The sequence below is a fragment of the Persicobacter sp. CCB-QB2 genome (genome assembly GCF_001274635.1).
GTDB classification, from domain to species: Bacteria; Bacteroidota; Bacteroidia; order Cytophagales; family Cyclobacteriaceae; genus Persicobacter; species Persicobacter diffluens.
Window position 1 is genome coordinate 1,824,507 of sequence record NZ_LBGV01000001.1, and the last position, 12,666, is coordinate 1,837,172.

The following is a 12,666-nucleotide window of genomic DNA, read 5'->3' on the forward strand; positions in this document are numbered from 1 at the left end:
CAAGCAAAAGATGGATTTAATCAACCTCATACGGCTTCTCATTTCCAACTGGAAATACCTGGTTTTTTTACCGGTAGCGACCGCTATAGCGATTGCCTATGCAACTAAGGATGAAGTCCGCACTTACACTACTGCCTCCAAAATTTATACGGGACTAGCATCAGGTTACGATATTGAAACCCATGCAGCAGGAAACTTCAACTATAAATTATCACAGGTCATTTTTGACAATGCCATCAACCTGATCAAAGCAGATAAGATGGCCGAGGAGGTTTCCCTTCAATTATTGGCCCAGCATTTATCCATGAAGGAGGAAAATCCCTTTATTTTAAAAAATGAAAACTATAAAGAAGTCCAAAGCATATTTACTCCTGAAACCTTAAGCCAAGTAGTCCATAAAGGAAATGAAGCGGAAACATATCGAAACCTTACCAAATTCCGACATTCTTCTGTAAAAAATGAAATAACCGATTTACTCCAAAGCTCCCATCCTTACTATTCCCTTAAATCGATTAAAGGTTACAGCGTAAAACGGCTACAGGGAAGTGATTTGGTGTCTTTTGAGTTTTCAAGCTCGGATCCCGGGATAGCTCAAAACACCTTAATTTTCCTGGCCAAAGCCTTCAATCAGGTTTATAATAACCTCAAAAAACAACAAGCTGAGCAGGTAGTGGCCTATTTTGGAAAGCAGGTGGACTCCACCTACCATGCACTAAAAGGGGCAGAGCGAAGACTATTAAACCTAAAGGTAGACAATCAGATATTGGTTTTGGAAGACCATGTAAAACTCATGGAATTCAAGCGGGACGATTTACTCAACCTGAAGGAATCTTATGAAATAGAACTTTCCGCCAAAGAGGCCCAACTAAAAGCCCTGGAAGCCGGAGGTGGTGAAAATATTAAAATTAAACCCTCCAGTGAATTACTAGAAATTAAGAATAAACTCGCAGAAGATAATGCCCGCCTTTCTTTAATTCAAATTACCAACCAATCAGACGATAAAGAAGTCAAATTACTCGAAAAACGTATCGCCAGAAGTAAGGAACAACTTGAGAGCTCAATATCTGAAAATCTTTCACAAAAAAGCGGCAATACCGTCGATGCCGAAGTAATCGCACTCACCATGAGTGAGGTAGAAGCTTTAAGATCCAAAATTGCTGTAACTAAAAGAATATTGGCCGACTTCTGGAATGATTATGCCAGTGTAACCGAAATGGAACTGGAAATTAAAATGATCGAGCGAAATATCTTCATTGCTCAGGAAAACTACATCCACCTGTTAACCGATTACCAAAAAGCTAAAACGAAACTCAAAAATCTCACGGTAAGCCATAGCATCAGTATGGTGGATATTCCTTTTTACCCCATCAACCCGGACCCATCCATGCGCAAGCTGATCATTGTGGCAGGATTCATGGGCATGTTCATTTTCATTGCCTCTGTAATTATCGGAGCTTATTTCATGGATTCCTCGATTACCACCATTAACAAGGCACAGCAACTTACCGGTGCTGAGGTGGTAGGAGGACTACCTCAGATGGACAAAATCGAGAAGGGAGTAGATATGGTGCAAATTAAGGAGAAGCTTTCTCGTCAAATTGAAGCTGATATCCGACAAAAACAGACCCTTGTTAAATCTAAGCCCATGCTATTAGCTTTAGTTTCCCTTCGAGAGCAGGAAGGCAAAACCACTATTGGCTATGAAGTGGGTAAACAATTGGCTGAATACAATAAAATTCTGCTGGTTCGCAATGGCAATTCCACTTTAGAACCCAAAAAAATAGTGAGCAAAAATCTGGAACCCTGGTATTACCAGCAGACGAAATCGCTCCATCAGTCTAAAGATTTTGACAAATTTTTAGAAAACCCCTATATACAAAATGAATATGATTACATCATTCTGGAACTCGGGGCAATCCTAAATTTCGAATATCCTATACAGCTTTTGGCGAAGGCTCACCATAGCTTCCTAATCATCGATGTCCATCGTAGTTGGTCCAATGCGGACACTAAGGCCATCGAAAAAATCAAGCAATTGGAATCGGTTCAGTTTGATATCCTGTTGAACAACATCAATTTATTTGAAATAGAAAAACTCATTGGGGAAATCCCCAAACAGCGATCAAAATTTAGGGCCACTGTAAAATCGATTCTTCAACTTAAACTAAAAAGCAAAAAGTTTTGGGTAAAAAACAACCAGTAATCGTTTGTATAGGATTCCCTTCCTGGGATACCAATTACACCAAATCCACATTGGAATTAATGAAGGTCATGAGTTCCCAAATACCCGTGGTGTATGTTAATTACCCTTTTACAATGATTGATGTTGTAAGGGGAATATTGGGCAAGAAAAGATTACCCTTAGCTGAAATTCTAAAAAATCCACACCAAAAAACCTTTCAATATGATAAAGGAGAGGTCACGGTACTCTATCCGCCTCCTTTTTTACCCAATCAATTTTTACCCAAAGGAAAATGGTTCGATTACTTTTCCCGTGTTAATGCCCGGATGCTCATCCGCCGACTTGAAAATCATCTCACGAAATGTGAACTTCAGCCTCTGGCCGTTATCAATGCCTTTAACCCATTTGTAGGCGCTTATTATCCAGAAGACTTTCAAAAGAAATACCCACACTACTATTACTGCTATGATGAAATTAAACTCACCCAATGGTCCGGGAAACATGGGGGCTATCTGGAAGAACAGTTTTTAACGCAAACAGCGGCGCACTTCTTTAGCTCAAAACCGCTTCTAGAAACAAAATCAAAAAAGGAAATCCCGGCCTTCCTGATACAAAATGGGGTTAACTATGACCTGTTCCATCAGGCATTTTGTCGGGTATCAGACCGAAGCAGCACGCCCTCCGCTTTCTATATTGGCGCGATCGATGACCGCCTGGATTACTCCCTACTTGCTGATTTAATCGGGCAATTCAAGCACTGGAAATTTCACTTTTTTGGACCGATAAAATCTGAGCATTTTCAAACGCTATTGGCACAAAATAAAAACCTCCATTATGAAGGAAATATGGACGCTCAGGAAATCCCGGCCAAGATCCGAGATTTTCATATTGGACTTATTCCTTTTGTCCATAATGATTTCACCAAAAATATTTACCCACTCAAAATCAATGAATACCTCGCAGCAGGGAAACAGGTGGTCAGCACCGACTTTGGGGACCTGAAAGATTTTGAGCATACAATTTATATTAGCCAAAACAGTGAACAATTCGCATCGGCTTGTCAAAAAGCCCTAGAAGAATTGACTGAGGAGCGCATTGCTAAAAATGCCGCCTTTGCGGCGAACAATAGCTGGCAACACCGGGGGGCCGTATTCTTAGAGTCGATAATGCAATTAGCCAAACAGCATGAGCAAATTCCTTATTAACCGATTTAAAAACTCCACCAATTTTGGTGCTCTATTATCCAATGGCTTGTTGGCTGGGATGCGTTTGCTCAATTTCACCCTGCTGGCCAGAAGCACTTCAAAAACCGATTTTGGGATTTGGATCATTTACCTGACCACGGTGAACTTCGTAGAAATGGTTCGGTTTGGCCTTCTGCGTACAGCCTACGTAAAATATACCAGTGGTTTGGAAAAGGTGGACAGGGATCCCATTGAAGGGAGTAGTTGGATATTGGCCATCCTGTTTTCCGGCATCGTATTTTTAGCTTGTCTTTTATTGTTTTGGTTGCCCCTAGAAGTGTCCGATGGTTTTCAATATTTCTTCTACTATTATCCGCTATATTCTTTAGTGATCCTGCCTTTTCATTATGCTACTTTCCGCTTCCAGACTTATCGAAAGTTTTTTCACATTTTCAGAATCACTCTGGTACAAACCGGCCTGTGGGCCATCTTACTTTTGTATCATTACTTTCAACCCCAATCCATTCAATGGCTTATCAGGGCGCATTTAGCCGCCTCTTTTTTATCAGGTTTAGTGGCTCTGTTGGGAGGATGGTCCAATGTATTAGCCATCAAAAAAGCTGAATTTCAATGGATCAAAAGATTATTAAATTTCGGGAAATTTTCAATCGGGACACTCATAGGCTCCAATCTGTTAAAAAGTGCCGACACCTATTTAATCAATTACTTTTTAGGGCCTGCAGCCACCGCCTTATATAATATTCCTTTACGGCTTACAGAAATGCTGGAAATCCCATTGAGGGCACTCGCACAAACTGCCTTGCCCAAGATCTCCAAGGCCGCCAACCAAAATTCCAAAACCGAAGTCAGCCAGTTATTTGCACAATACACTACCTTCGCCTCCATCATTTATTTCCCAATGCTTCTGCTTGCTTTCCTGCTCGCCCCCTGGTTAGTAGAATTTGTAGGGGGAGCCGCTTACAGGGAAACCTACCCTATTTTTAGGATTTTTCTCGTGGCTGCTATCTTCCTACCCTTGGATCGTTTTACCGGCATCACCCTGGATGCCGTAAACCTCCCCCAAATCAACCTCAAAAAAGTGGTATTGATGGCTTCATGCAATGTCATTGGCGATGTGCTCATTCTTCTATTCTTGCCTCAACTCAACTGGGTAGCCGTTGTGACGATTAACACCCTGTTTATCGGCATGCTTTACGGCATTCATCAATTACGCGCCCTCAAAATCATTGACCGACAGCACTTGTTCCATTTTTGGTTCAAATACAGCCAAAGGATTAAAAGTCTGAAAAATGGTTAAACAGAAGGAACCTGTTTACTCTACAGAGAGTCTGAACTAATATCTTGAAATTTCAAAAAATTCATCATGGCCAAGAAAGTCATTAACAAGGAATCGATAATTCAGGCTTATATGGACTATTACCTTACGGAGGGCAAAGAACCCGCCTCGGTTTACCATTTTGCCAAAGAAATAGGGAGTTCAGAAGAAGAATTCTACAAGCATTTTAACTCCTTTAAGGGCATCAATAATTTCATTTGGAAAAGTTTCTTTGAAAATACCATTGAGGGAATTAAATCTGAAGAAGTCTACGAAACCTATTCTGTCAGAGAAAAATTACTTTCCTTCTATTTTACCCTGTGTGAAGTTTTAAAAAAGAAGCGCAGTTTTGTGAGTGCCAAATTTCCCCAAAACCCTAAAGAATTCTTGCAGGCCGCATACTTAAAAACCTTTAAGGATGCTTATCTGATCTACGTTCAGGATTTGGTTCAGGAAGGCATGGATACCGGCGAAATACAATCCAGAGGAAAGGTGAACAACAAATACAAAGAAGCGCTTTGGGCGCAATGTGTATTCCTGATTGATTTTTGGATAAAAGATGAAAGTGAAAATTTCGAATCCACCGATGCCGCTGTAGAGAAAACCGTCAATCTTAGTTTTGAATTGATGGGTGCATCAGCCCTGGACTCCATTCTGGATTTCGGGAAATTCTTATTTCATAACCGAGACAAATATTCGCATGAAAGAGCAAAATAAAATTCCGGTAAGTAAAGTTGAGCGCGCTTCCAAATTCATGAAGGCCGGTGTGAAGGTAGGTGGAAATTATATTAAGCATTATGCGAAAAAAGTAATTTCCGGTGATGAAACCGATAAAGCTGATTTAAATGAAAATAATGCCAAAGCCATTTATGGATCCTTAAGTGAGCTTAAAGGAAGTGCGCTTAAGGTCGCGCAAATGATGGCCATGGATAAAAATTTATTGCCTACGGCCTATCAAAATCAATTTGCCATGGCGCAATACAGTGCGCCTCCACTCTCCTATCCATTGGTGGTAAAAACTTTTCAGAAATATTTTGGAAAAAGTCCTGTCCAGATGTTTGACAAATTTTCCCAGTCCGCCTTAAATGCCGCCTCCATTGGTCAGGTACATGAGGCTTATGCGAATGGGAACCGCCTGGCGGTAAAAATCCAATACCCGGGGGTGGCGGAATCCGTCAGCTCTGATTTAAAGATTGCGAAACCCCTTGCGGCAAAACTTTTTGGGCTATCCAATGCAGAAGTGAGCCAGTATATGGGAGAAGTAGAAGAAAAGTTACTGGAGGAAACAGATTATGACCTGGAACTTAAGCGGTCTCAGGAAATCACCGCCGCCTGTGCTCATATTGAAAATGTAATCTTCCCCAATTATCATCCGGAGTTTTCCTGTAAAAGGATTTTAACCATGGATTGGATGCCGGGAGCACATTTGAAAGAATTTCTTCAGCAAAACCCCAGTCAGGAGGTAAAAAATAAAATTGGGCAGGCCCTGTGGGATTTTTACGATTTCCAGATCCACTCCCTTCAGCAAGTGCATGCAGATCCGCATCCAGGCAATTTTCTGATGCAAATGAACGGCGATTTAGGGATTATCGACTTCGGCTGTGTGAAAGTAATTCCCGATAAATTCTATCAGGCCTATTTTAGTTTATTAGCTAAAGACCTGGTGAAAAATGATGAAATCCTTGAAAAGCTCTTATTCGACTTGGAGTTCCTATTTCCAGAAGATACCCCCGATGAAAAACGATTCTTCAGTGACATTTTCCGGGAGATGATCCAATTATTAGGTAAGCCCTTCCATTTTGAGGAATTCGATTTTAGTGATTCCCAATATTTCAACCAGATCTACTATTTAGGGGAAAGAATAAAAAACATGAAGGAAATCAGAAAATCAAGGACGGCAAGAGGTTCCCGCCACGGGTTATACATTAATCGAACCTATTTCGGACTTTATAACCTCCTACATGATTTAAAGGCAAAAATTAATACAAAGACGCTCAGCAAATTAGCCCTCATCGCCTAAAAAAGGCGAAAAAATATCATTTTGGTATTTGGCGTTACCGTAAAATTGCCCTAATATTGCAGAGCAAAACGGCAGTAATGCCTGCATTGCAGGGCCTATAGCTCAGTTGGTTAGAGCTTCTGACTCATAATCAGGAGGTCGCTGGTTCGAGCCCAGCTGGGCCCACTTCCGTCTTCTTAGACAATAAAAATCTTTCGAATGTTATTCATACATTCAGGGCCTATAGCTCAGTTGGTTAGAGCTTCTGACTCATAATCAGGAGGTCGCTGGTTCGAGCCCAGCTGGGCCCACCAACCGCTTCAATATTTGAAGCGGTTTTTTTATATCCAAAGTTGAAAGCTACCAATTATTAGAATTTATTGGGTATTTTTTCTATATTCCCGATGATAATTTTTTGATAATGCGCTGTATTCTTTTCCTACCAACTTTTATCATCTTTTTCCTCTTTGCCCTCCCTTCTTTTGCGGAGGAATACCTTTCTGAGGAAATGTTTCTAAAAAAACTACAATCTACCAATGATAACTATGAAAAATCATATTACCTGGTAGGTCTGGCGCAACTACATTGGGAAAAGAACCCATCGCTTACCATCAAATATGGAAAAGAAGCTTTAAAATATGCCGAGGCAAGTAATAACCCGGAAAGAATCGCTTTCGCCCTCAACTGTGTCGCCTATGGGCAACAAAAGAAGGGATTCAGAGCACAAGCTTCCAAAAATTTTCACCGTGCTTTAATTGTAGCAGAAAAAGCCCATTTAAATATTCTCAGGGCTAAAATCCTGAATAATCTGGGCGCCATGGAAAAGGATGATGGCCGAGTCAATATTGCCAAGGATTATTTTGAACAAGCCTTGGAATTGGCCGATGAAGACACCAGAATCTCCCTATTGAATAATCTTGCTTCCTGTTATATTGTATTAAAAAGGTATGAAGAGGCCGAGAAATTACTTCAAACCTATTTAGACTATCAGGAAATGGTAGAGGACACCCTTTATATGGGGATCGCCATTGGCAATATCGGAGACATTTATCACGCTCGAGGACAATTCGATATTGCCAAAGAAAAATATTTACTTTCCCTTCAATATGCCGAAAAAGTAAATGATCACTACGGGATGGTCTTTATTAAAAATGCTTTAGGGGATATTGCAGTCCGGAAACAAGAATACGCCCTTGCATCCTCCATTTTCAAGGAGGCGGAGCAAATTGCCAAAAAGCATCAATTTCAATCTTTAGAGCTGGACGCAAATCTGGGACGAGCGGAAACCTATGCCGCCAGACAAAATTATAAAAAAGGCTATCAAATGCTTTGGGCGCAGATTCAGTTAAGAGACTCTTTATATAATCAGAATCTGATTAGCGAACTATCAAAAGTTAAAACTTCCTACGAATTAGAAAATAAAACTTTGGAGCTTGAAGCTGCAAACCGAAAAAACGCCCTTCTTGAAATGGAAAGGAAAAATCATTTATTGGTCATGTGTCTGACCTGGGGCATTTTTATGATAGGTCTTATTGTTTTTTATCAATTCCGAAAGAAACAAAAGGAAAAGGATAATTTATTTAAAATCATACAAGAAAGTAAGAATGAAATCGAAGCACAAAATGAAGAATTAATTGCCTCCAACGAGGAAATAGAAGCGCAGCGATTCCACCTTTCAGAAGCTAATCAAAAATTGGAGCAGGCCAATCTGGAAGTGGAGAAAAAATCAACGGACTTACTCAGTTCCATCCAATATGCAAGAGGCATTCAGGAGGCCATATTGCCCAATGATGCTAAATTGAAGGCCTTATTAGGCAATCATTTGATATTTTTTCAACCCATGCAAATTGTGAGTGGCGACTATTTTTGGCTAGAAAAAATCGATAATAAAATTTTCTGGGCCGTCATAGATTGCACAGGCCATGGTGTGGCTGGTGCTTTCATGTCCATGACCAGTTTCAGTTTATTATACCAAATCATAAATGTGGAGAAAAATGACCAACCCGCTAAAATTCTCCAATTGCTCAAAAGAAGATTGGAAAAAATCCTCCACCATAATAACCCCAACCGAAATGAGGGATTGGAAATCGGGCTTTGCGTCATGGACCTGGAACAAAATCAATTAGAATTTTCAGGCTCTTTTCAGCGTTTATACATTTATGAAGAACAGGTCGGTTTATCCAAATTCCCTGGCGACCGCACTGCCATTGGGGGTAGTTTCATCTCTAAAAATATCTTTGAGCAGCACAAAATTATGCTCAATGAGCGCCAAACCCTTTACATGATGACCGATGGCCTGCAGGACCAATTTGGAGGACCAAGAGATCAAAAATTTCTAATTAAAAACCTGGAACTGCTCCTCATTGACATTCAGGGGCTTGATTTAAATGAGCAGAAAAAAGCTATTGAAAAAAATTTCAATGAATGGAAAGGCCAGCAGGCGCAAACAGACGACATTCTGTTGATGGGAATAAAATGGAAAAATATTATGGCCGCCAACTTCAACAAAGAAAGCATTTTAAACGATAGTTTACACCGCTAAGGTGGACCACTGCTTTTTTTGCTTTCTCAGCATTCCGTATCTTGCAGTAAAATTAGCCAAGCCCTTTTAGATTTAATCGCATGGTATTGCCGGAAATCAACAGTATAGCAGAAATTTGCGCCCAACACAAAATTGAAGACGTCGTATTATCCCCTGGATCAAGATGTGCTCCTATTACGATAGCCTTCAACCGACATCCTCAATTCTCTCCCATTACTTTATCCGATGAAAGAGCTGCTGCCTTCACGGCGCTGGGCATGTCACTAGAGACGGACAAGCCTTCGGTATTGGTTTGCACCAGTGGAAGTGCCGCTTATAACTACGCTCCTGCGGTAGCGGAGGCATTTTTCGCTCAGGTTCCTTTGTTAGTCATTACGGCAGACAGGCCTCCGGAGTGGGTAGACCAAATGGATGGACAGACCATCCGACAATCCGGCATATTCGGCAAACACGTTAAAAAGTCTTTTGACCTACCGGTAGATCATCAACATCCGGATGCAAAATGGCAATTTAATCGACAGGTAAACGAAGCTATTTTGGAAGCGAACAGTTTTCCGAAGGGCCCTGTACACCTAAACATTCCGATAAGAGAACCTTTTTACCCGGAAAAGGGGGAGGCCATAAAATTTGACGCTAGTTGCAGGGTCATTAAAAAAAGGAGCGTTCTAAATGATTTTTCGCCTCAGGTTTGGGAAGAGCTCAAACAGGAATTTAGCCGGTATTCAAAACCCCTCATCGTCCTCGGGCAACAAAAATTAAGAGCCGACCTAATTGAATCCCTGGGGCAATTTTCCTCCAAACATCAAATTCCGGTAATTGCAGATGGCATAAGTAATTTTCACGACCTGGAGGATGTAATCAGTCTGCCTGACAACATTTTGATTGGCAAGCAAGACAAAAAATCGCTTCAACCTGATTTATTAATCACATTTGGTGCCTCTGTAATTTCAAAACCATTGAAACAGTTTTTGAGGAGTTACCCTCCCAATGCCCAATGGCATCTTGAAGAAACCGGGATGACCGCAGATACCTTTCAGTGTTTGACCGAGATTCTTCCGGTATCTCCCGCAACTTTTCTTCAACATATGAAAGAGGCCTCCACTAGCTTTTCTGCTCCCTATTTCCAATTATGGCAACAGGAACAAAAGCGGCAACAAGAAAAATTACAAGCATTTGTGGAGGTAAGCCCTTTTACAGAGATAAAAATTGCACATCAAATATTAAATCATTTACCTCAGGATAGTCTGCTTCATCTTTCAAACTCTATGACGGTTAGGAATGTGAATTTTGTAGGCGTCCCGGTTCAGAAAAATATTGAAATCGCCTGTAATCGAGGCACCAGTGGCATTGACGGATCCAATTCTACCGCCATAGGAGCTGCCATGAAAACTGAACGGTTGACAACGCTGATTACGGGAGATATGGCTTTTTTCTATGACAGAAACGGTCTTTGGAACAATTACCTACCAACCAATTTAAGAATCATCGTCATCAACAACCATGCTGGTGGCATTTTCGGTCTCATTCAAGGGCCAAGAGAACAAGAAGAGTTGGCCACCTATTTTGAAACTCACCAACAATTAAAGGCCAAAAACACGGCGGAAGATTTCAACTTAGATTACTTCAGTTGCTCTGACTTTAAAGCACTCAATACGCTTTTACCTGACTTTTTTAAAGCATCAGAGCGACCAAAATTATTGGAAATTTTCGTAGACAAAGAAGAGAATAAATCCTCATTTGACCAATTTAAAGCACATCTTAAAGGATGATTCCAATTACCATCAATGGGAAAATGCTTTCCGATCAGAGAAAAACCTTCACAGCTATTGAAAAGGAAATTCTTCATTTTGTAAAAGCATGGGAAGCTGGTCAGGAAGACTTTGAACTCCATACTTCCGGTTCCACCGGCACCCCAAAGGCCATTAAAATTTCCAGAAAGCAAATGGAGCAAAGTGCTTTAATGACCGCCAGGGCGCTCCAGCTGCAAAAAGGAGACCGGGCAGTATTGGGCATGAACCCGAATATGGTGGGTGGAAGAATGATGATCGTTCGGGCTTTGGTGACAGAAATGGCATTAGAAGTGGTGGAAGCCAGTCTAAACCCATTGCTGGATATTCAACAGCCTTTTGATTTTACAGCCTTGGTCCCTATGCAATTAGACGCAGCCATAGAAAATCCCCATTCCTATCAACTTTTGAATCAGGCGAAAGTGGTGATTATTGGTGGCGCTCCCATGTCGGAAGGCCTCATTCAAAAATGCCAAAAATTAAAATGCATTGTTTACGCCACTTATGGCATGACGGAAACCGTTAGCCACATCGCCCTGAAAGCCATTAATGGGCCACAGCCACAAAAAGATTTCCATACGTTAAGTGGCGTAAAAATTCAACGGGATGAAAGGGGTTGCCTCCAAATAGAAAGCCCTACCGCAGCAGAAGATGTAATCACTACCAATGATTTAGTGGAGCTCACCTCCCCTTCCTCTTTTCGGTGGCTCGGCAGAATAGACCGAACGATTAACACCGGAGGTATAAAAATTCAAGCCGAATTAATTGAAAATGCGATTGAAAAGATACTTACCAAACATCATATAAAGGCCCATTATTTTATTGAAGGTACGCAGGATCAAAAGTTAGGACAAAAAATCTCTTTATTTGTTGAAACCTCCACAACAGACAGGGAGTTTCAAGGGTTAATTAAAACAAAACTAATTACCCAACTCCCCAACCGGTATCATTTACCAAAATGCTTTATTTTGGTAGACAAATTCAAACTACTTCCTTCCGGTAAAGTAGATCGTAGGGGAATACTCCAAGATTTTGAAAATGACCAAACTCATCCCGCTTATCATTTTAATCTCCTTTCCTTTGATCCTAGTGGCACAAAATAACAAACTGACCATAGAAATACAGGGACTCAGAAATGAAAATGGTGCCATTAACTATTTATTATTTGATCAGGAAGAGGGCTTTCCGGACAAAAAAGAACGGGCCATCAGAAAAAATGTAGTGCATGCAAGAGATGGGATAATCGAAATTTCAGGGCTGAAATCAGCAGATTATGCTGTAGTGGTACTCCATGATGAAAATCAGGACCTCAAAATGAACTATAATTGGGTAGGCTTCCCCACAGAAGGTTTCGGTTTTTCCAACAATCATCGCCTCTTGTCCGGCCCCCCTTCCTTCGATCGAACCTCCTTTAGCCTGAATACTGACGCCCATATTATTATTAAAATGAAGTATTTGTAAGATCGTAAATCCAAAAAAAACAACCTTCCCCTCAAAAGCAGGCTCTTCTTTATCGATTTGATTTAGCCCACATCCGAATCGAAACATTAGACTATTATTTTTTGTAGCCAAATTATGCACTGCCATAAGCAGTAAACCCAACAATCATTTCCCAGCAGACAGGGGTTATACCTCG

General features: G+C 40.8%; 9 protein-coding genes and 2 tRNA genes. All 11 read left to right on the forward strand.

The genetic code is table 11. The features are described from left to right. Positions 1-10 precede the first annotated feature (10 nt). The 11 genes from NG22_RS08225 (at position 11) to NG22_RS08275 (ending at position 12,491) form a co-directional block, all read left to right on the forward strand. Positions 11-2,203 (forward strand): hypothetical protein, encoded by a 2,193-nt coding sequence (locus tag NG22_RS08225; protein ID WP_053405305.1) that lies wholly within the window; start codon positions 11-13, stop codon positions 2,201-2,203. After that, complete coding sequence (locus NG22_RS08230; RefSeq protein ID WP_082305027.1) at positions 2,182-3,387, forward strand: glycosyltransferase; 1,206 nt, start codon at positions 2,182-2,184, stop codon at positions 3,385-3,387. Before NG22_RS08225 ends, NG22_RS08230 begins: the two co-directional genes overlap by 22 nt. Further along, positions 3,368-4,684 carry an oligosaccharide flippase family protein gene (locus NG22_RS08235; protein ID WP_053405307.1) on the forward strand — a complete coding sequence of 439 codons (1,317 nt, stop codon included), beginning with the start codon at positions 3,368-3,370 and terminating at the stop codon, positions 4,682-4,684. Before NG22_RS08230 ends, NG22_RS08235 begins: the two co-directional genes overlap by 20 nt. 66 nt (positions 4,685-4,750) lie before the next feature. After that, the gene (locus NG22_RS08240; RefSeq protein ID WP_053405308.1) at positions 4,751-5,419 is read left to right on the forward strand and encodes a TetR/AcrR family transcriptional regulator; all 669 of its coding nucleotides are present in this window, start codon (positions 4,751-4,753) and stop codon (positions 5,417-5,419) included. Next, positions 5,403-6,722 carry an AarF/ABC1/UbiB kinase family protein gene (locus NG22_RS08245; protein ID WP_053405309.1) on the forward strand — a complete coding sequence of 440 codons (1,320 nt, stop codon included), beginning with the start codon at positions 5,403-5,405 and terminating at the stop codon, positions 6,720-6,722. The genes NG22_RS08240 and NG22_RS08245 overlap by 17 nt, the downstream gene beginning before the upstream one ends. 91 nt (positions 6,723-6,813) lie before the next feature. Further along, positions 6,814-6,887 (forward strand) — tRNA-Ile (locus NG22_RS08250). Between the two features lie 51 nt (positions 6,888-6,938). Further along, positions 6,939-7,015, forward strand: a tRNA-Ile gene (locus tag NG22_RS08255). Positions 7,016-7,122: 107 nt separating this feature from the next. Next, positions 7,123-9,243: a tetratricopeptide repeat protein gene (locus NG22_RS08260; RefSeq protein ID WP_053405310.1), complete on the forward strand. Its 2,121-nt coding sequence runs from the start codon at positions 7,123-7,125 to the stop codon at positions 9,241-9,243. A gap of 80 nt (positions 9,244-9,323) precedes the next feature. Next, positions 9,324-11,012: a 2-succinyl-5-enolpyruvyl-6-hydroxy-3-cyclohexene-1-carboxylic-acid synthase gene (menD, locus tag NG22_RS08265; RefSeq protein ID WP_053405311.1), complete on the forward strand. Its 1,689-nt coding sequence runs from the start codon at positions 9,324-9,326 to the stop codon at positions 11,010-11,012. Next, on the forward strand, positions 11,009-12,133 hold the full coding sequence (locus NG22_RS08270) for an AMP-binding protein (RefSeq protein ID WP_053405312.1): 1,125 nt from the start codon (positions 11,009-11,011) through the stop codon (positions 12,131-12,133). Before menD ends, NG22_RS08270 begins: the two co-directional genes overlap by 4 nt. Further along, positions 12,120-12,491 carry a DUF2141 domain-containing protein gene (locus tag NG22_RS08275; RefSeq protein WP_053405313.1) on the forward strand — a complete coding sequence of 124 codons (372 nt, stop codon included), beginning with the start codon at positions 12,120-12,122 and terminating at the stop codon, positions 12,489-12,491. The genes NG22_RS08270 and NG22_RS08275 overlap by 14 nt, the downstream gene beginning before the upstream one ends. Positions 12,492-12,666 lie beyond the last annotated feature (175 nt).